The sequence below is a fragment of the Holdemania filiformis genome, from assembly GCF_003459085.1.
GTDB classification, from domain to species: domain Bacteria; phylum Bacillota_I; class Bacilli_A; order Erysipelotrichales; family Erysipelotrichaceae; genus Holdemania; species Holdemania filiformis.
The window spans coordinates 104,165-124,146 of sequence record NZ_QRUP01000009.1 but is presented as its reverse complement, the minus strand read 5'-3'; the positions used below and the strand labels follow the sequence as shown (position 1 = coordinate 124,146).

Below are 19,982 nucleotides of genomic sequence, written 5' to 3'. Positions count from 1 at the left end.
CATCCTCTTTATGCAAAACCAAAAGTCCGATCCTTTTCCTCGATAAGACAGCTCGATCGGCCAGTGATTTGAACATACCATTTTACATAAAAAAACGAGCAGATCGCCCGTTTATAACATATCGTCAGACCGGATATTCTTTTCTTTCAGCCGTCCGCTGACAAATCCGCGGACGACGACATAGAGAACCGCAAACACCGGCACGCCCAGAAACATCCCCAGGATGCCGAACATTCCGCCCCCGACAATGATCGAGAACATAACCCATAAGCTTGGCAAGCCCAGCTGATCGCCCAGGATCATCGGGCCGAGGATGTTGCCGTCAAACTGCTGCAGCAGTAAAACGAAAACCGCAAAGATCAGCGAATAAATCGGATCGACGATAAACAGGATAAAGATGCCCGGCACCGCACCGATAAACGGACCGAAAACCGGAATCATATTTGTCAACCCGACGATGAAACTGATCAGCACCGCAAACGGCAGCCGCATGATCAGCATCCCGATGAAGCAGATCACGCCGATGATCAGCGAATCGATCATTTTGCCAATGATGAAGCTGTTAAACATCCGCGAGGTCAGCCGGCTCAGCTGAATCAGCGCTTCCACCTTAGGTTTCGGCAGCAGCGCGTAAGCGAGTTTTTTAAACTGTTCTGTAAACCGTTCTTTTTCGAGCAGGATGTAAACGGCGATGATCACGGCAATGAAGAAGTTGAACGTCTGCCGGACAAAACTCCACGAATAATTCAAGATCTTCGGCACATAATCTTTCGCCATCCCCAGCATGGATTCCAGCAGCGCCTCACTGGAACTGAATACCATTTCCAGCCAGCCGGTCTTAAAGCCCAGGCCTTCGGTTATTTCATTTAATAACGTATTGGCTTTCCCCAGATAATCGCTGAGCTGCGTTGACAGCGTCATGACGCTTTCCAAGAGCTGCGGAATTAAAATCGCCATAAAGCTGATTAAAACGACGAACAGGAAGACAATCGCCGCGGCTACGCCCACCTTGCGTTTCGCTGACGGCTTCATTTTTGACTTCGCCAGCCACTTCTTTTCGACCCGGGCCGTGACCGGCGCTAACAAAAAGGCCAGCGAAAAGCCCAGGATAAACGGAAGCAGAATCCCGATGATGTTGCCCAGGAACAGCTTAAGCTGCGGAAAATTCGTGATCAGAAAATAAAAGCATAAAAGTAAAATACCCGAACAAGTCAGGCTCAGGATATTCTCTTTGGTTTGTTCTTTGAATTTAAATTTCATGGTGTGCTCTCCCTTACTGTTATTTTAACATACTCAACCCTTTTCTATATTTAAAATTCTATTAAATTAATGCAGTTTATGATAGAATAAAACTGTAACTTAAGGAGGAAATCATTCATGAGAGGTATTTTATTAATTAGCCATGGTCAGTATGCAGAAGCTTTCAAAGGTTCTCTGAAAATGATCGCGGGCGAAGTTACAAATCTGTATTCCTGCTGCCTGCTGCCAACAGACGGCCCAGAGCAGTTCAAGGAAAAGCTGAACGTGCTGAAGCCGGAGCTGGACAAGTATGATGAAGTTCTGGTCTTTGCGGATCTGTTCGGCGGTTCCCCATGCAACACGACGTTTGTTGAATTCGCGACAAATCCGAAATTCCATTTCATCGCCGGCATGAACTTCCCGATGGTTCTGACAGCGATCCTGTCGGAAGGCGAAGCGGTTGACAGCCTGATCGCCCAGGGACGCGAAGGCATCGTAGACGTCAAAGCGTTCATGGCCAGCATGAGCTCGGACGAAGACTAATCTATCTTTTATCCGGAAACAAAGAAGGCGGAACTTTTCCGCCTTTTCTTATGCTTCAGCTTTCTGTCATTCTCCTGAAATGAGCGTCAGGAAGCGATCATTTCCTCATGATAGAGCTGTTGCGCGAGGTTGTGATAATGGTCGTGAATTCGTTCCAGATCCGTCAGCACTTCACTGAATACAACGCACAGCGAACCGTCGATCTGTTGGCTGCGCAGCCTTTTGATCTGATCCTGACGGCTTTTTTCACAGCACTGATCCATCTGTTCCTCCAGCTGATCGATATGCTGCAGGGTCGCCGGTTGATGATATTCCTCAATCGCCGGCAGCAGCGCCGCCGTCTGATCTAAAATTGTCCGCAAATCAGCCAGCTCCTGATGCGCTTCCGGGGTAATTTTCTGTTTCTCTTTCAGAATCTGGGAAGCATGTTCCGATAAATTCAAGACATGATCCCCCATCCGTTCCAAGTCGTTATTGATTTTAAACAAAATGTTTAAACGCCGGGAATCCTCAACGTTCATCCGGGCCGTCGCGACATAAGGAATCGCGTCGATGATCTTACGGTGCATGGCGTCGATCTCGCTTTCCTGTTCCAGAATCTTTTCTTTATCCCACTCCAGCGTCGTCAGACCGCGGAAGGCTTCATCCAGACTGGACTGCACTAAGTTGTACATCCGGTTCAGCAGCTCGCTGATCTCGTGTAATGAGATCGTCACATTACCCAAGCGCTGTTCCGGAATCCGCGTAATTTCAATTGCCGGCACCGAGGCTTCTTTTTCCTGCGGCAAAAGCTTCATCGACAGCGCAGCCAATCCATTCCCCAGCGGAAGCAGAACCAGGGTAGTAACAACGTTAAACAGCGTGTGAAAGTTTGCGATCTGCGCTGCTGGATTAGCCGGCGTAAACTGGGCTATCCATGCGGTCAGCGGCAGCGCCAGCACCGCAACGGAGAACAATAACGCCCCGCCGATATTGAATAACAGATGAACTAAGGCAACCCGCTTCGCGTTCCGGCTGGAGCTTAACGACGAGAGCACCGCCGTGATGCACGTTCCAATGTTCATTCCGAACAGAATGAAGACGGAGTGCTGCAGCGTAATTAAACCGTTATTGGCCAAGGTTTGTAAAATCCCGATCGACGCGCTGGAGCTTTGAATAACCGCGGTAAAGACCGCTCCGGTCAGCACCGCAATGATCGGGTTATTGAACGCGGTAATTAACGACAGGAACGTCGGATCGTTCCGCAGCGGCGCCATGGCGTCGCTCATCATTCCCATACCGATAAATAAGATGCCCAATCCCCCGACAATCATCCCGATCGCATTGGTCTTTTCTTTTTTCAGGAAAACGACCATGACGACGCCGACTAAGGCAATAGCCGGGGCAGCCGCTCCGATGTCCAAAGCGATCAGCTGACCGGTGATCGTTGTACCGATATTCGCCCCCATAATCACGCCTACCGCCTGCGGAAGCGTCATTAATCCTGCGTTGACAAAACCAACGGTCATCACCGTCGTCGCACTGGAGCTTTGAATTAAAGCCGTGATTAACGCCCCGACAATGACGCCCATCAGCCGGTTGGAAGTCAACCGTTCTAAGATTGACTGCAGCCGATCCCCGGCGCACAGCTCCAATCCATCGCTCATCATCTTCATTCCATAAAGAAATAACGCTAAACCGCCCATTAATGCGATAATAAAACTGAGTTCCATCATTGTTCAATAACCCTTTCCTCATCTAAGCAAGCCTATTATAATGGAAAAAAAGAAGTCCTGCTCAACAGAATTGTTAAGATTCCGTTAACAGGACTTCTTCATTATTTTATTTGGAACTGTTTAAATTCTTCTGGAGCGGTCAAAAATAAAAGTGATGTCCGAAGACACCACTTTTGAGAGTTTTGATATTAAGCCAGAACTCCGAAGAAAGCCAGAACGATAGCGAATACAACAACAACCAGGATCAGCTTGTTGGAGTTCATCCACTTTTTGCCCAGCATCCAGTAGCACAGAGCTGCGAATAATGCAGGGAACAATGCAGGCATGATGCTGTCAGCATATTTCTGCAGGTTGAATTCGTTAAACATTTCTTCGCCCGTTTCAGGGTCAATGCCTAAGCTCATTTTCAGAGTAGCCAGAGGGAACTTAACGTTCAGCGCGATCATGCCGCCGACAACCGTCAGACCTAAGACAGAAGCAGCTTCTGTCAGAGCATTCATTGTGCCAGACAGGGAAGTAACCAGCTTAACGCCTTGTTCATAGCCCATGTCAAACATTTTCATACGTGCGAACAGAACGACAACCATCCAAACTTCCCAAATCATGATACCTAATGCGTTGCCTTCCAGAGCCATCGTTGCAGCGATAGATCCGAAAACCGCACCAGCGATCATGCCGAAGATTGTATCGCCGATACCAGCGAATGGTCCCATCAACGCTGTCTTAATAGAAGCGGCGACGTCCAGACCAGAACCAGTTTCAGCTGTCTGTTCTTCGATAGCGATATTCATACCAACAATGATATCACCCATTGCAGGCTGTGTGTTGAAGAATACAGAATGTGTTCTCAACGCCTTCTGCTTCAGCTCAGGACGATCGCCATACAGCTTGTCGATAACCGGCAGCATGGTGGTCAGGTAGCCTAAGCCCTGCATACGTTCATAGTTCCAACCGATCTGAGAGTTCCAGATCCAGCGCAGATTCAGACTTCTTAATTCTTTCTTAGTGAACTTCTTACTATTCGTCATAATCGTCGTCGCCTCCCTGTGCAGTGCCAGCAGCTAACTTAGCAGTAGCATTCTGGTAAGTAACTAACGCTGCGGCTGTACCGATTAAGGCGATACCCAGAATCGGCATATTGATATAAGCGGCTAATACGAAGCCTAAGATAATGAACTGCGGCTTCTTCAGAACTGGCAGGTAACGCATCAAGATTGCGAAACCAACGACTGGCAGCAATCCACCAGCGAACTTGAAGCCGTTCATGATGAATGTCGGAATGATCTTGATCAGAGTGTCAACGACGCCCTGGCCAGCAACCAGCAGTAACAGAACCGGCAATCCACGGGACAGGCCCCAAGGAATGATGCCTAATGTGTTCATCAGTGCGATACCCTTAGTGTTGTCTTCTTCAACATACTTGTCAGCGATGTGCTGGAATGCAGTGTTGGAGAAACGAGCCAGGATGTCCAACTGTGTGAATAATGCAGCTAATGCGATACCGATTGAAGAAGCCATTGCAATCGGGTCAGCGCCGGATGCAGCGCCTAACGCTGTAGCGATCATACCAGAAGAAGTGATATTCGGAATCGAAGCACCTCCGTATGTGCCAGCGCCTAACTGAGTCATCTGTAACGTACCACCAACGATCAGGCCATATTTCATATCGCCTACAACAACGCCGGTGAATAAGCATGCAAGAATACAGTTGTTGAAACCGATGTTCCAAGACAAACTATCGACGATGCTCCAAAATGCCCATGCTGTGATCAGCAGGATTTGGATAATACTCAACCCTCCAGACATAAATAGTCCTCCCTTTCTAACCTTTTGTGTCTTTGGTTTTTTCCGGTTGCCCGGATCCTCGAAAACCATTTCAGCCGGGCTGGGATCCGCGTGGCTTCTTACGCGATATCGCAGACTGGATGTAACCGTTTTCTCGATGATTAAATGATACACTAGAAAAAGAGATTTGTAAACCCTCAACACATATTTTTCACATAATTCAAAGAAATTTTCACAAAATTTGAAGGTTCAATTTCCGTATTAAACGACCGTTAAAAATCACGCAAACGCCCTGTATACAAGCTTTATTAACAATTAAGACTGCTTATTTTACGAACGATTTAACCCGCTTTTTTTATTCGCAAACTTTCACATTTTCCCCTGTTGTTTCATAAAATGATTTGTTTTCCAAAGAAAGTTAAGCATTCTCTTAGTCTATTCCGCAGCGCTTCGTCATAGAACTGGGTAGGAATAAAAACAAGAAATATGTTTTTCCGAACCCTGCCCGCTTTCAGAGAATGCCCATCATTTCCATGGAGTTAATCGTGCAATTCATCCGTTTTCATTTCAACGCATATGAGTTCCTCCACTCTTTTCATTTCCCTCAGTCAAGGCTTCGGTCATTTCCAGTTTATTCTCCATCATCTTCCTTCTTTTCAGGATGTACCTGAATAATGAATCCCATCACTGATTAAAACTCTTTAGCGGAATTCAAAGCTGAAGAGTTTTTATTTATCCCTTCTTTTGTGAACCATTTTCCTAATATTAAAAAAACAGGATTGCTCCTGTTTAAGAAATCTGTTTGGCCAGCTCCGTCAGATCGTTCGCCAGCGCTTCAATTTTCTCCCGTTCGATCTCATCGTCATGATTGGTCGCGGTATTCTCGACGATCAGCGAACCGTTCAGATTTTTGCCGCGGCAGACGATCATCCCCTTTTCATAAAAGGACAACGAGGTATACTTCACGTGATCCTCATCGACCAGGCTGGTATGCAGCTTGGCCTCCGCGTCTTTTGCCTTAACGATCGCTTCGAGCTTTTCCGCATTTGCCTTGCTGGCATCAAAATAACCGATACCTAAGCGCGGTCCCTTGCCGACGCAGTCCAGAATGATCACGTTGCGGTCCTTAATCGTGTTGGGCAGCGCGTCGCGCAGCATATAATCGCCCACATGCGTGCCGTTGCCGCCGTCAGTCAGTACAAACGCCACTTTATCCCGCAGTTTTTCCGGCAGCTGCTGAGCGATCAGATATGCCGTAACGACGCCTGAGGTATTCCGGTTCAGGTTGACTTTATTGCCGATCCGGAACGTCATCATAAACGACACAACAACCAGCGCGATCAAAATACCGAGGATCAGCACTGACATTGCCAGATTATCCTGAAAGTTGATCTTCCGGCCTAATCCCAGAAGCAGAATCAGCCCCAGCACCATGCTCAGGATCACCGGCGTGTTCATCGGCAGAAACGAAGACGAAAAGCTGGCGTTGCCATCCAGCGGAAAATAGCGGATCGGGTTGCCGAAATCGTGATTCAGCGTGTCGTAATGCGCGACGAAGATCGTCTTGGCCTTGCCGACATTGCCGATCATCAGATTCATACCCTTGGTTCTCTTTTTCTTTCCGATCGCCCCGCGGACAGCATAACCCAGCGCCTGGAAATCCTTGCCAATCTCGTTGCAGAAAAAATTCTTTTCCTTGCGGGTAAAGCGGCGGCCGATCGTCAGGCCGTATTTTATAATCAAATCATCAATATTCATAATAACCTCCAGCGAACGCTCTGCGCGAACATCCGTTTATTTCTTTCTGCCCCACTTCTCCGGCCATTTAAACGGCGAATTCTTCATCTTCGCCTGCTGCTGCCGGTGCGCTTCCTTATCCGGAACAAACTTATTGAAGCAATGCACAAGCTTCGTGCTGCTGTACGCATTGATGAAAACAAATTCTTCCTCGCTGACACGGATCACAATCATGTCCATCCCGGCCTTGCCTTGACGGAACACCCATTCCTGAACCTCATCCCAGCGCACCATCTGACAAAATTCCTCATCGCCCCGCGTATACACCACAAAATAATCAGGATAAGCTTCCAGCAGGGTGTAATTCGGCGTTTTCCATAACACCAGCAGCGCCACGACGATCAGAATCGCGCCGACGATCCACACAAACTGCGTGGCAATCATCAGAATACCGACCAGAATGCAGACGATAATCGACACATACGGCTTGATATTTATCGAAACGACCGGCTTCCCCGACTGCGGCAGATCGGCGATCCGGCACAGCTTCGCTCTCATCTCTTCCATTTTCTTCACCTCTTGCGTTTCATTATAACAAAATTCCCTCTGTTCGTCATTCAAAATTCGACGCGAATCCGAAAGCGCTGTCATCATCCCCTGCGTCATTTCTGCATTTTCGCTCGTTTTTTCCTGGAATTTTGTTATAATGGAAAGGAAAAACAGAAAACAATGAATTGAGGAGTGAGAAAAGCATGTGGATTGTAGCGTTTATCACCGTGGTGGCGGTGTTGATCTTCGCCTCGCGGATGAAAGAATTAAAGGACGCGCGCGAAGCGATCGCCGCGGCCGGGGGAATCAGTTCCAAGTATCAGTGCATGGATTTTTCCAAAGGACCGAAAATCACCTATATCGTCTTGTCGATCCTGGGCATTATATCCGGCATTTACGGCTATACGATTCAGGATTATACGACCGTTGCGCTGGGCGTTCTGATCTTCTTCCTGTTTTTGGCGGAATTCTTTATGGCCAACATCCAGTACAAGTTCTATTACAGCAGCACCGCGTTCATCAACCGCGGCAAGGTCGTGCGGTACAAAAGCATTAAGGACTTTGAAAAGAAAAAAATGCCGATGGCGTTTGTCGCCGTCATCACTTACAGCGGCGATAAGCATTTAGTTCCGCCGAAGGCGCTGAATTTTATCAAGGAACAAATGCAGAAAAAAGAGAAGTAAACAAAAAATCCGCGAATCTGCGGATTTTTCTTTTCCTGACACCCTGTTTTTATCAAGCCTTCCTTGATCCTGATCCTGGATCAGCGTTTTTCCTCAGGCATCCGCATCATAACCGCAACCGCCTCCGCCAGTGAATCGACCAAAAACTGCGCTTCCTGTTTTACCGCATCCGGCGAGGAATGAAATGTAAAGCTCGGCGACGTCGTCCTCAATAAAGGAATATCATTATACGAATCACCGATGCCGGCAATCGTCTTGAACGACAGCTGCTGTTTCAGCAATTCAATACCTTTTCCTTTAGAACAGCCGCGCCGGGCAACGTCAATCCATTCCTCATTCTGGAAAGCTTCCAGCGTCGGGAACTGCGCGTTGATCTGCGCCGCTGTCTCCTGGGCATGAGCGTCGGTCTCAGCATATAAGGACAAGCCGTAAATATCCGCCGGCAGCTCGTCCAGCCGGGTAAACGGACGGTAAGGAATCGCGGTTAAAATCGACGCCGACGCCGGAATTTGACCATCCGTCCGACGTTGACAATACGTGCCTTCCCCGGTCTGATAATAAAAATCCAATTCCCCGCTGAACCGGCGGCCGACCTGCGCAGCCGTTTCCAGGTCGATGCAGGCTTTATAAAGCGTTCTTCCTTCTCCATCCAAAATCTGCGCCCCGCTGCTCAGTATCATGAAATCGCAGCGCACGCTCTCCCGGATCGCTCCGGTGACGCCCGCCAGCGGCCGGCCTGTGCACAACCCGAATTGATGCCCCTGTGCCTGAAACGCCCGGATCTGTTTGAGATCCTCTTCTCTGAACTTCCCCTTGAAAAACAACGTGCCGTCAAAATCGCTGGCCAATACTTTCATTCGTCCCCGCTCCTTTATCCGCCGGAGCCATTCTCCAGCACTCTCTGCTTACCATTATACTGATCTGAATCCGGCTGTCAAAGTCCGCAAATCTCATCCCCGCTGGAAAAGAAAAAACAGCCGCATGGTGATCACTCACCCAAACGCGGCTGTTTTTAAACCTTTTACTTTACAGTTTAACCTGATTAAAGGTCTTTGATCAGCGGCATGAAGTCGATTTTTTCTTCTGTCGGAACCATCTGCGCTGTAAACTTAACGCCTCTGTCATTCAGCTCTCTGAACGCAGCGACATCTTCCGGCGTAACGCTGACCGAACGCTTGATCTGCGTCGAACCGTGCTTGTTGGACATGTTGCCGACGTTGACAACCGGGAACATATAACCGGCGTCCGCAACCTGCTTAATCGTTTTCGGGCCTTTCAGAACGACAAAGATCCGATCCGTCGGGTAAGCTTCGCTCTTCAGTCTGTCCGCTGCTTTTTCAGCCGGCAGAATCGACAGCTTAACCGTTGACGGGCAAGCCATCTTCAGGGCGATTTTCTGAATTTCATCCTTCGCTGCCATATCATCGATAACCATGATACGCGTAGCGTTTAACGTATTCGTCCAGACAGCTGCAACCTGACCGTGGATCAATCTTTCGTCAATACGAACATTTACAATTTCCATAAGTGTAATTCCTCCCTTTGTAAGCGTTTAATTTGACTATTCACATTTTAGCGTAATTCCAGGGTCGTGTCAATATTTCCATTTGGACACTCCCAAAGCTTTGTCTAAATGTTATTTCGGCCAAACCATGAAAAACACGCTCAACCGAGGTGATTGAAGGCTTTTCTGAAGTAATTAAGCGCTTACATCAAGCCGGGAAATTTTCTTTGTCTATAAATTTTTTTGGTTAGCGCCTGTGAACTTTCTGTGAAACTCTTTCAGAAACAATCTTTCATCCCTTTTGCTTTGTAAATCCCGGTAAACTTGAGTATAATGAAAAACGGCGGTGATGAAATGACCTGTTTAAAGGTAATGACCTTCAATTTAAAAAATGATATGTTTTTTACACGGAAGAATCTGCGCTGGGACACGCGCCGGCAATACGTCCGCAATCTGATCGCTTCCACCTCGCCCGATATCATCGGCGTCCAGGAATTAAGCGACAGTATGCGCGAACAGCTGCAGGCGCTTTTGCCGCAGTATCAGTTCGTCGGCCAGGCCCGCAACCGCCGGCGGCAGTTCATGAACGAACATTCCGATATTTTATTTCTGAAAGATCGTTTTGAATTATTGGAAGAAAAAACGTTCTGGCTTTCCAAACAGCCGGAAGAAGCCGGCAGCCGGACCTGGACGAGCGTCTTTCCGCGGATCTGCACGATGGCGCAGCTGAAAGATCGGGAAACCGAACAGGTCTTCCGTGTCTTCAATACTCATCTGGATCATCTGTTAGCCTATACCCGGACCGTTGAAATCCGCACGATCATCCGGGAAATGCAGCGGCTTCAGCAGGAAAAAGCTTGTCCGTTGATCCTGATGGGCGATCTGAATACGACGATGTCCAGTCCTTCGCTGCAGCTTCTGATAAAACCGGAAAACCGGCTGAACCTCAAACCGGTCTACGATTCCTCTGCGGCGTTCAATACGCTGCACTACGGCAAGGGCCGGCTAAAAGAAGACCGGCTGCCGATCGACTACATTTATGTCAGTGAGGATTTCGACGTGCGCTCAACGCGGATCATTACCACGTGCTTCAACGGATTGTATCCATCCGATCACTATCCGGTCATCTGCCACCTGGTTAAGAAAGGAATTACAGAATCATGAGGGATTATTTAGAATTATTCGCCACCTTCAGCAAGCTGGGGCTGTTCACCTTCGGCGGCGGCTACGCGATGCTTCCGCTTCTGGAATCGGAAATCGTCGAGAAGAAAAAATGGGCGACCTACGATGAAATCACCAATTATTACGCGGTGGGACAGTGTACGCCGGGGATCATCGCGGTCAACGTTTCCACGTTTATCGGCTATTATCAAAAAGGCGTGCTGGGCGCGTTGGTCTCGACTTTCGGCTTCGTCTTCCCGTCGCTGATCATCATCATCGTGATCGCGGCATTCATTCAGAACTTCGCCAGCCTGGCGATTGTCCAGCATGCTTTGGCAGGCTTGCGCGTCGGCGTCTGCGTCCTGGTGCTGACTTCCGTCTACAAGCTGATCAAAAACGGCGTCAAGGACGGCTTCGGTGTTGCGATGTTTATCTTCGCGTTCGTGCTGTCGCTGTTCACCAACATTTCAGTCGTCTTCATCACGCTGGGGGCCGGCTTATTGGGATTCTTAAAATATAAGCTGGGAGGGAAAAAGGCATGAGTTTACTGATTCAGCTATTCCTTGAATTTTTCAAGATCGGTCTGTTTGCCGTCGGCGGCGGTTTGGCCACCATTCCGTTTTTACATCAGCTGGCGGAAAAATACACCTGGTTTACAGTGGAAACGTTAGTCGATATGATCGCGATTTCGGAATCGACGCCGGGCGCGATGGGCGTCAACATGGCGACCTATACCGGCTTTACCACTGCCGGCATTCCCGGTTCGCTGGTTGCGACGCTGGGGCTGGTGCTGCCGAGCATCGCGATTATTATCGTGATCGCGCACTTCTTAAAACAGTTCAGCGACAGTCCGGTCGTCAAGGCGATCTTCACGGGGCTGAAACCCGCGGTCGCCGCGCTGATTCTGTGCGCCGCGCTGAATCTGGTCAACGTTTCCGTCATCAATCTGAGCGCCTTCCAGGCCTCCGGCAGTCTGATGGATTTGTTTCCGTTAAAAAATATTATTCTGTTCGCTGTATTATTATTCTTAACGACGAAAATCAAAAAGCATCCGATCGTCTGGATCGCCCTGTCGGCGGCAGTCGGCGTCCTGCTTCAGTTCTGATTTGCCCGCTCCCCGCTTTGGGGAGTTTTTTATTGGCCGCAGCGACGTCCGGAAGACAAACTTCATATTCATTTTCCCCGCGCAATTTCAGATCCTTTTGCGATGCGCAAAAGCGCTCAATCAAAAACCCGCAGTCTAACCGCGGGCAATTTTAGCCGGATACGCTTTCTCAAACCAGAGCGTAAACAAGCCCAGAAGTAGCGGGCAGAGCGTGTTGATCAGCGCCGCCAGCTCTGGAACCGCACTGCGCAGGATCGCGTATGTTCCTACCGCGCTCGCGGTGTAAAGCAAGCCCCAGGCCAGCGTCAGGATCAGATTGGTCCGCATGAATACGGGATTCTGATACGCCGCCTCGCCATGATATTTTTCCTTGGAATAATGTGCGCTTAACGGTATCGGCGTCAGGCAGGAAAGCAGCCATAACAAACCGAACGCCAGATAAGAAAGCGGAATAAGCCAGCGCAGATCAGCGCCCTGCAGCGCCGCCAGCGCGAAGGCCGCGACCAGCAAACCGGTAAATCCGTCATAGATCGTCAGCGTCCATTTTTTGCCAGCCAGCGCCAGTCCCGCCGCCGTCACAATCGCAGCGCTGGCGCCCAGCGAAGCGGAAAACGGCAGAAGCATCCACAAGCAGCACCAGGGCAGGATCAACAGAAGCATGTTGGTCCTTTTCTTCGCTTTTTCCAAATCTGAGGGAATGAGATTCCCCGGGCCGCTGAAATAGCGGTCCCAGTCCATCAAAAGAGTCAAATCGCCCCGCGTTTTGTAACGGCCTTCCATCATTGCCTGCTCGCCCCGCAGTTCGCCGCGGGCAATCGCCTGCCAGACCTCTAACGGCGTTTCCACGCGCGTCGTATAGGGCTTCGTTCCCAGCGGACAGAGTTCGCAGGTCTTGCCCAGCGTCAGCTGATAGCCGGTCTGCACGTCCGTATAGAAAATCTCAAATACCCGTTCTTTTCCATCAAACGCCGCCGGATTATACAGCGCCGCCATCTGACGGGTAAACTGCTCAGCCTGGCGGACTTTTGTCTTCTGCGGATCGTTTTGTTCCTCCGGTTTCTGGATATTCCAGCTGGCATTCGCCAGACTGATAAACGTTCCTTCCGGCAGCAGCGGCTCGCTTAAGCGCCGCAGCGTGCTGTCGGACAGCGTTTTGGTCCGGGCGTATTCCTGTCCGGCCTGCGTAACCTGAGCCATATACACCGAGGTCTGCCGGCGCAGCTCGGGATGAGCGAACAGCTCGCCTTGAGGACATAATATTTTGAGACTGTCGCCGAAGGCCAGGTCAAACTGCCGGATCAGCGCTTCGTAATTGTTTTCAACCGTCGTAAAGCCGCAAGTGGAGATCAGGATCGATTTCATCCGGGCATTCTGATCACGCCGGGGATGAACCGGGCGTCCGTCCGCATCCCTTTCCATCCAGGGCAGATTCAGCGGCAGACAGCGGTCAAGCAGCGTTTTCACCGGTCCCGGCATGCCGAAATAGTATAAAGGGAAGCTCCACAGGATCAGATCGGCTGACCGCATTTCTTCCAGCACCTCCGCCATCGCATCCGGGATAACGCATGTGCCCGGCGTCGCAGTCCAGCAGCGGAAGCATCCCTGACACGGGCTTAAGTTCAGCTCATTGATCATCCTTGTTTTAACGATCAGCGGACTTTCCAGCTCTTGCCGCAGCCCCTCAAGAAACGCCTGCGTCAGCTGAAACGTATTGCTGGCAGCACCGCGGGGACTGCTGTTAAGCGTCAGAATTTTCATTTTCAATCTCCTTCAGCCGCGCGATGCAGCGATCAATCCAGTCTTGGCACATCTGCGTATAAGCCCGACCGAAATCAGCGGTCATTTCCCAAACCACCGCGTCCGAAGGCGACTGGGTCAGCGCCTGATACTGTTCGATCAAACCGGCGACAGATTCCATCTCTCTCTGCCGGACTTTGTAGACCTGCGCTAGCTGCTCAAGCATTTCCCGGTTTTCACGGGGCGAACGGCGACCGGAAAAGAAGATCCGCAGCAGTACCTCGCTGCGTGTCGGCATCATTTCCGTATTCAGATCGCTCGCTAACCAGCGGTCCAGTTCAGCTTTGCCCTGAGCCGTAATCGCATACACCCGTTTGTCCGGTTTACCCGTCTGGACTTCAATCCGGGAATGAAGCAGCCCTTCCGCTTCCAGCTGGTTCAGCTCACGGTAGATCTGACTGGTCTGCGCCTGCCAGAAAAACGACAGGGAATCGTTGAACGCTTTCGCCAGCTCATAGCCGGTCATTTCGCCATAATTCAATAATCCAAGCAAGCCTTGTTTCAGCGCCATCCTGTAACCCTCTCTCGTTTATATTCCACTTGTAGAATATCATTCTTTACCTGAAATGTAAAGAATGAGAATGCCGATCGATATGCAGGCAGAATTTTTTAAAGCTCGGAAAGGACAGGCAACTCGCGGAATCACCCGGCTTTCAAGTCGATGTCTTTCACCTTTTGAATCCTTTTTATCAGCCGCTCCTGCTCTGGCCGGACTCCCCATCTGCACGCAAAAAAAGCCTTCGTCGGAAGGCTTTCTTTGTGACCTAAAGGGTTGATATGATTCCCGGTTATAAGCCAGGTGGGTACCCTGTCCAGATTTTTAGGATCCCCTGATAAATCAGAGTTTTCGACACCAAACTGAAACGTCCGGATTCCCATATATCAAGTGTTGGAAATATATGTGTTCCCTTTAGGCATTAGTATTATAGCACGCATTTTTTTAATTATGAATGCTTGACATTTGGAAACTTATAGAAAGTTTTATTTTTCGAGCGCGATGTGCAGTTCTTTCAGCTGTTTTTCATCCACGGTGTTCGGCGCCTCGCTCATCAGATCCGACGCGCTGGCTGTTTTCGGGAACGCTACGACATCGCGGATGTTATCCGTGCCGGCCAGAATCATGACCAGACGTTCCAGGCCGATGCCCACCCCGCCGTGCGGCGGCGTGCCGTAACGGAAGGCGTCAATGAAGAAACCGAATTTTTCGCGGGCTTCCTCCATCGACATGCCGATCGCCTCGAAGACCTTCTCCTGGACATGCTGATCATGAATCCGGATCGAACCGCTCAGCAGCTCATAGCCGTTGAGCACCAGGTCATACGCCCGGGAATAACAGTTTTCCGGATCGCTCATCAGCTTGTCGACATCTTCCAGATTCGGGCTGGTAAACGGATGATGCGCGGCGACATAGCGCTGTTCTTCCTCGCTGTATTCAAACATCGGGAAGTTGGTGACCCACAGGAAATTGTAACGGTTCTCGTCGATCAGATTCAGCTGCCGTCCCAGTTTCACACGCAGCGCGCCCAGCGCCGTCTGAGCCACCTTCGCTTTATCCGCGATCATGAAGATCAGATCGTTGTCCTTTAAGCCCAGCGTTTCGATCAGGGCGTTCTTTTCTTCCGGCTTGAGCACCTTGGCGACAGATCCGCTCAATTCGCCCTGGCTCATTTTCAGCCAGGCCAGCGCCTTCGCCCCATAAATTTTGACAAATTCCTGAAGCTTGTCAATATCCTTGCGGGAGAATCGATCCGCGGCCTGAGCGGCGACGATCGCGCCGACCATCCCCTTCGGCTGTTCCAGGACATTTTTAAAGACCGTGAACTCCGTATCCTTAAACACCGCGTTTAAGTTCTGAATTTCCATGTCAAAGCGGGTATCCGGTTTATCCGAACCATACCGCGCCATGCATTCGTTATACGTTAAGCGCGGGAACGCGTCCAGTTCGACGTTTTTCAGATTGCGGAAGATTTCCTTCATCAGGCCTTCGACAACCGTCCAGACCTGTTCCTCGTCGACAAAACTCATTTCGATATCGATCTGCGTGAATTCCGGCTGGCGGTCGGCGCGCAGATCCTCGTCGCGGAAGCAGCGGGCGATCTGGAAATATTTTTCGATTCCTCCGACCATCAGCAGCTGCTTGTAAATCTGCGGCGACTGCGGCAGGGCAAAAAACTTGCCCTTAAAAATCCGCGACGGTACGAGATAATCGCGGGCGCCTTCCGGCGTCGATTTGCACAGGATCGGCGTTTCAACTTCAATAAAACCGTGATCGGACAAATAATTACGCGTTAACATCGTGACCTTGTGACGCAGGATCAGATTGTTCTGGATCGGCGCGCGGCGCAGATCGAGATAACGGTATTTCAGCCGCGTATCTTCCAGCGCGTCGGTTTCTTCGGCAATGATCATCGGGGTGGTTTCCGCCGTGTTGACGATGTTCACGTTTTCAGCGTAGATTTCAATCTCTCCGGTCGCCATCTTCGGATTTTTATCCTGGCGTTCGACAACCTTGCCCTCGACCTGCAGAATATATTCGTTGCGGACGTCCTTGACCTGTTCGGCCAGTTTTTCATCCACAGTAATCTGAACGATGCCGCTGCGGTCGCGCAGGTCGATAAAGACCAGCGCGCCCAGATTGCGCCGGCGGGCAACCCAGCCGACGACCGTAACGTGTTCTCCGGCGTTGGCTAAACGCAGTTCGCCGTTATTGTGAGTCCGTTTCATGCTTCTTCTTCTCCTTCTGCCTGAAAATAAGCGTCCAGCGTCGCAACCAGCTCATCCTGATCAATCGTAATCTGACGCTGTTGTTCAATAAATTTAACATTGACCTGATGATTGGCGGCTTCGCTTTCACCGGCGATGACCGCGACCCGGGCCTTGCGCCGGTCCACCGATTTAAACTGAGCTTTCAGCGACCGGGGCTGGATGTTGAATTCCGTGTGATAGCCCGCGGCGCGGCATTCCGTCGCCAGCGCCAGCGGCAGCGTTCCGACGTTGCCCAGCGCCATGACGTAGACGTCCAGACTGTCCTCTTCGCCCAGCTCGACCTGTTCCGCTTCCGCCAGGATCATTAAGCGTTCCAGCCCCATCGCAAAGCCGACGCCCGACATTTCCGGACCGCCGAAATATTCGACCAGGCCGTCATAGCGGCCGCCCGCGAAAACAGTTGCCTGCGAACCGGATTCCGGATGCGTGGAAACGACCTCAAACACCGTGTGAGTGTAGTAGTCCAGGCCGCGCACCAGCTTGTCGTCAATTTCATAAGGGATTTCCAACGCGTCCAGGGCGGCGAGCACCTGATCGAAATATGCCTTCGACTCCGGCGTCAGATACTGCTGCAGCGACGGCACGTTCTGCATACTTGGATGTTCGTTGTCAACCTTGCAGTCCAGCAGCCGCAGCGGATTTTGTTCATAGCGGCGCTGGCAGTCCGCGCACAGCTCGCTGACGCTGTCCTTGAAGTGCTCGCGCAGCGCGCCCCGGTAGGCTGCCCGGCTTTCATCGTCGCCCAGCGTGTTGATCAACACCTTGACCTGACTTAAGCCCAGCGCTTTGACGATGCTGTAACCCAGCGCGATCACCTCGGCGTCGATCAGCGGACTTTTCATACCGATGTTTTCGATGCCGAACTGGTTGAACTGGCGGTAACGGCCCTTCTGCGGCCGTTCATAACGGAACATTTCGCCCATGTAGTAGAGCTTGGCCGGCATTTCCAGCCGTCCGTACATCTTGTGCTGCACGAAGCTGCGGACAACCCCGGCCGTGCCTTCCGGTCTGAGCGTCAGCGAATCCTCGCCATGCACAGAGAACGTATACATTTCCTTATTGACCATGTCGGAGCTGTCGTTTTCCCGTTTGAAAACCCGCGTGTCCTCGAAGACCGGCGTGCGGATTTCCTCATACCCGTAAACATCGCAGAGGTTGCGGATCAAATCTTCAACTTTCTGCCACTTGCGCGTCGCTTCCGGAAGTAAATCCTGCGTTCCGCGCGGAGTCTGGTAATTCTCCATCATCAATTCCTCCTTTTTCTATTTTCAAGTTCCTTGCCTTGGGATGCGTTCCACAAAAAAAGCGCCCTGTCTAAGGACGCTTTGACTGCGTGGTACCACCTTAGTTCACGGATTGCTCCATGCCCTCTTTCCGATAACGCCGGAAATTCGTCGGCAGCTACTGTTCGTTCCCTGCCGCTTCTTGCAAGTGTCGGTCGCCGGGGGTGATAAAGGAAGCTTTCAGCCATTGTCTTCCCTCTCTGACTTATCCCGTTCCAGGTTCCTCTTGGTCCTTGAATTTATCCCTAGTTTAGCACGATTTCACGCTTTGCACAAGGGTAAAATCCGCTTTCCCGCGGCTTTGTGGAATCGTGTTCTTTTCATTCTAATGCGGCGTTTGGCGGTCAGTCCTGATGTTCTGATTCGCTTTCCTTTCGGCAGGTATCGTTTGTTTCCTTTTGGATATGAGCCGTTTTTTCCTCGCCTTCTTTATTGCTAAAATATGCGATAACACAAGCGCCGATCAAGATACAAAAAATATATGTCGCCAACAGATCAAGCTGAAAAAAATAATGATTCATTAAAACAAGACAACTCAAGCTAAGCAAAGACTCAAAACCGGCAATCCAGCAGCATTCATGGATAACTGCTTCCTCGGAGTATTTAGCACTGAAATACATTTCTTCAACAAAACAAATAACGAACATCGGGACGGAAAACGTCAGCGCGTACAACAGTACGCGGATCGGATCCAAAAGCAGAAACATCTCCCTTTCATTGATGCACAGTTGAAGCAGCCCCGGCAAGAATAAACCCAAAATTAAAGCCATCAAACTCAAAATGTTTTCCGGACTTTTCAAAACCAAATTTTTAATATCCTGATAAATTTCAAACAACACGATCACCCCTTTGTTTCATTGTATCCTATTCCTTATCTAAAACGCAATTGGGAATGCATAAACCTGTTCTCCCTGCCGCTTACTTCTTTCCTTTTTCTTACAATCACTTTCGATCGCTGGCGTTTTATTTTGTCCTTGTGTATCATAAGCTTACGAATTGAAGGAGGATCAGTTCATGCGTTTATTTATTCGCCAGCGGTTCTTTTCCTGGACCGACAGCTTTGATATCACCGATGAAGAAGGGTATGCCGTTTACAGCGTGCGCGCGGATTTGTTAGCGTTGTCGCACGTCCTGCGGGTGTTTGACGTTGAAGAACAGGAAATCGGTTTAATCCGTGAAAAGTTATTCCACTTCCTGCCGACCTTTGAAGTCGAGCTGGACGGCGATTTGGTCGCGGTCATCCGCAAGGAATTCTCCTTTCTGCATCCGAGCTATCGCATCGACTGCGAAGGCTGGAGCGTAGAAGGCGATTTGTTCGGCTGGGATTATCAGATCTTCCGCGACGGCGAGCTGTGCGGAACGATCAGTAAGGAAGTTATCTCGCTGACCGATACCTACGTCATTGATTTCGACGATCCGCGGGATGAGCTCATGATCGTCATGCTTGTCTTGGCAATCGACGCCGCAAATTGCAGCGAGCATTAAGGAATCCGGCTATGAAAATTGTACTGGGCGCAGGAACAACGCAGTTTGACGGCTGGATCAGCACTCAGCAGGATCAGCTGGATTTATTGAAGCCCGAAACGTTTGAAGCCTTTTTCCAAGGTGAACAGGCGGAAGCGATGCTGGCGGAACATTTGTTTGAACATTTGACGCTGGCTGAAGCCATGATCGCGGCGCAGACGCTTAAACAATATCTCAAACCTGGCGGTTGGATCCGTGCGGCGGTGCCGGACCGGAATTTCCGCAACGAGGAATATCAGAAACTGGTTCAGGTTGGGGGACCGGGACCGCAGGATCATCCGGCGGCCACGCATAAAATCGTCTATGATTACAAGCAGTTCTGCGCCGTCTTCGTGCAGGCGGGCTTTGAGGTTTCGCTTTTGGAGTATTGCGACGAGCGCGGCGATTTCCATTATCGCTACGCCAACGACGCCGATGGTCATATCGGCCGGTCTTATCGTTATGACTCACGCAATGATCATCACCGTCTGGGAATGGTTTCAATCATCCTGGACGCCTACAAGCCGATCATCATTCCCCGCGAGTTGCAGCGCCTGGACTAGGCGCAAATTGAGAAGACAAGCCCGGCCTGGCGCAGTCCCTAGTGTAAAG

Annotated in this window: 20 protein-coding genes; 7 read left to right on the top strand and 13 right to left on the bottom strand. The window is 50.3% G+C overall.

Annotated features, from left to right (window positions below; genetic code table 11):
* Positions 1-111 precede the first annotated feature (111 nt).
* Entirely contained in the window at positions 112-1,260 is a 1,149-nt protein-coding gene (locus DWY25_RS09020; protein WP_006058759.1) for an AI-2E family transporter, read from the bottom strand.
* A 117-nt stretch (positions 1,261-1,377) separates the two neighbouring features.
* On the opposite strand from DWY25_RS09020, the gene DWY25_RS09015 reads away from it, so the two are divergent.
* Positions 1,378-1,782 carry a PTS sugar transporter subunit IIA gene (locus DWY25_RS09015; protein WP_117894955.1) on the top strand — a complete coding sequence of 135 codons (405 nt, stop codon included), beginning with the start codon at positions 1,378-1,380 and terminating at the stop codon, positions 1,780-1,782.
* A gap of 86 nt (positions 1,783-1,868) precedes the next feature.
* Here the strand turns inward: DWY25_RS09015 and DWY25_RS09010 are convergent, their stop codons facing one another.
* The 5 genes from DWY25_RS09010 to DWY25_RS08990 all read right to left on the bottom strand — a co-directional run bounded on the left by DWY25_RS09010 (position 1,869) and on the right by DWY25_RS08990 (position 7,586).
* Positions 1,869-3,494 carry a Na/Pi cotransporter family protein gene (locus DWY25_RS09010; protein WP_117894970.1) on the bottom strand — a complete coding sequence of 542 codons (1,626 nt, stop codon included), beginning with the start codon at positions 3,492-3,494 and terminating at the stop codon, positions 1,869-1,871.
* 191 nt (positions 3,495-3,685) lie between these two features.
* Complete coding sequence (locus tag DWY25_RS09005) at positions 3,686-4,525, bottom strand: PTS system mannose/fructose/sorbose family transporter subunit IID (protein WP_006058756.1); 840 nt, start codon at positions 4,523-4,525, stop codon at positions 3,686-3,688.
* On the bottom strand, positions 4,515-5,303 hold the full coding sequence (locus tag DWY25_RS09000) for a PTS mannose/fructose/sorbose/N-acetylgalactosamine transporter subunit IIC (RefSeq protein ID WP_039864213.1): 789 nt from the start codon (positions 5,301-5,303) through the stop codon (positions 4,515-4,517). Before DWY25_RS09000 ends, DWY25_RS09005 begins: the two co-directional genes overlap by 11 nt.
* Positions 5,304-6,071: 768 nt before the next feature.
* Positions 6,072-7,040 carry a hypothetical protein gene (locus DWY25_RS08995; protein WP_117894954.1) on the bottom strand — a complete coding sequence of 323 codons (969 nt, stop codon included), beginning with the start codon at positions 7,038-7,040 and terminating at the stop codon, positions 6,072-6,074.
* A 36-nt stretch (positions 7,041-7,076) separates the two neighbouring features.
* The gene (locus DWY25_RS08990) at positions 7,077-7,586 is read right to left on the bottom strand and encodes a hypothetical protein (protein WP_147336679.1); all 510 of its coding nucleotides are present in this window, start codon (positions 7,584-7,586) and stop codon (positions 7,077-7,079) included.
* 185 nt (positions 7,587-7,771) lie between these two features.
* Here DWY25_RS08990 and DWY25_RS08985 point away from each other — a divergent pair, with 185 nt between their 5' ends.
* The gene (locus tag DWY25_RS08985) at positions 7,772-8,251 is read left to right on the top strand and encodes a hypothetical protein (protein ID WP_117894952.1); all 480 of its coding nucleotides are present in this window, start codon (positions 7,772-7,774) and stop codon (positions 8,249-8,251) included.
* Between the two features lie 80 nt (positions 8,252-8,331).
* Here the strand turns inward: DWY25_RS08985 and DWY25_RS08980 are convergent, their stop codons facing one another.
* Positions 8,332-9,108: an HAD-IIB family hydrolase gene (locus DWY25_RS08980; RefSeq protein WP_117894951.1), complete on the bottom strand. Its 777-nt coding sequence runs from the start codon at positions 9,106-9,108 to the stop codon at positions 8,332-8,334.
* A 185-nt stretch (positions 9,109-9,293) separates the two neighbouring features.
* Positions 9,294-9,776: a PTS sugar transporter subunit IIB gene (locus DWY25_RS08975; protein WP_006058748.1), complete on the bottom strand. Its 483-nt coding sequence runs from the start codon at positions 9,774-9,776 to the stop codon at positions 9,294-9,296.
* A gap of 333 nt (positions 9,777-10,109) precedes the next feature.
* Between DWY25_RS08975 and DWY25_RS08970 the strand changes: the two genes are divergently transcribed.
* From DWY25_RS08970 to DWY25_RS08960, 3 genes are read left to right on the top strand one after another with little or no spacing between them, the layout of a single operon-like run.
* Positions 10,110-10,919 carry an endonuclease/exonuclease/phosphatase family protein gene (locus DWY25_RS08970; RefSeq protein ID WP_181981765.1) on the top strand — a complete coding sequence of 270 codons (810 nt, stop codon included), beginning with the start codon at positions 10,110-10,112 and terminating at the stop codon, positions 10,917-10,919.
* Positions 10,916-11,458: a chromate transporter gene (locus DWY25_RS08965; RefSeq protein ID WP_006058746.1), complete on the top strand. Its 543-nt coding sequence runs from the start codon at positions 10,916-10,918 to the stop codon at positions 11,456-11,458. The genes DWY25_RS08970 and DWY25_RS08965 overlap by 4 nt, the downstream gene beginning before the upstream one ends.
* Positions 11,455-12,021, top strand: coding sequence for a chromate transporter (locus DWY25_RS08960; protein WP_117894949.1), 567 nt, complete (start codon positions 11,455-11,457; stop codon positions 12,019-12,021). Before DWY25_RS08965 ends, DWY25_RS08960 begins: the two co-directional genes overlap by 4 nt.
* A gap of 135 nt (positions 12,022-12,156) precedes the next feature.
* On the opposite strand, the gene DWY25_RS08955 is transcribed toward DWY25_RS08960, so the two are convergent.
* The 5 genes from DWY25_RS08955 to DWY25_RS08925 all read right to left on the bottom strand — a co-directional run bounded on the left by DWY25_RS08955 (position 12,157) and on the right by DWY25_RS08925 (position 18,562).
* Positions 12,157-13,779, bottom strand: a complete 1,623-nt coding sequence (locus DWY25_RS08955) for an NAD(P)H-dependent oxidoreductase (protein ID WP_117894948.1) — start codon at positions 13,777-13,779, stop codon at positions 12,157-12,159.
* Positions 13,760-14,329 carry a PadR family transcriptional regulator gene (locus DWY25_RS08950; protein WP_117894947.1) on the bottom strand — a complete coding sequence of 190 codons (570 nt, stop codon included), beginning with the start codon at positions 14,327-14,329 and terminating at the stop codon, positions 13,760-13,762. Before DWY25_RS08950 ends, DWY25_RS08955 begins: the two co-directional genes overlap by 20 nt.
* 470 nt (positions 14,330-14,799) lie before the next feature.
* Complete coding sequence (gene aspS / locus DWY25_RS08940) at positions 14,800-16,542, bottom strand: aspartate--tRNA ligase (RefSeq protein WP_117894945.1); 1,743 nt, start codon at positions 16,540-16,542, stop codon at positions 14,800-14,802.
* Positions 16,539-17,831 (bottom strand): histidine--tRNA ligase, encoded by a 1,293-nt coding sequence (hisS, locus tag DWY25_RS08935; protein ID WP_117894944.1) that lies wholly within the window; start codon positions 17,829-17,831, stop codon positions 16,539-16,541. Before hisS ends, aspS begins: the two co-directional genes overlap by 4 nt.
* A gap of 380 nt (positions 17,832-18,211) precedes the next feature.
* Complete coding sequence (locus DWY25_RS08925) at positions 18,212-18,562, bottom strand: hypothetical protein (protein WP_147336678.1); 351 nt, start codon at positions 18,560-18,562, stop codon at positions 18,212-18,214.
* Positions 18,563-18,881: 319 nt separating this feature from the next.
* On the opposite strand from DWY25_RS08925, the gene DWY25_RS08920 reads away from it, so the two are divergent.
* Both DWY25_RS08920 and DWY25_RS08915 read left to right on the top strand, forming a co-directional pair.
* The gene (locus DWY25_RS08920; protein ID WP_117894941.1) at positions 18,882-19,352 is read left to right on the top strand and encodes an LURP-one-related/scramblase family protein; all 471 of its coding nucleotides are present in this window, start codon (positions 18,882-18,884) and stop codon (positions 19,350-19,352) included.
* An 11-nt stretch (positions 19,353-19,363) separates the two neighbouring features.
* A complete protein-coding gene (locus DWY25_RS08915; protein WP_117894940.1) occupies positions 19,364-19,933 on the top strand; it encodes a class I SAM-dependent methyltransferase in 570 nt (189 codons plus the stop codon).
* Positions 19,934-19,982 lie beyond the last annotated feature (49 nt).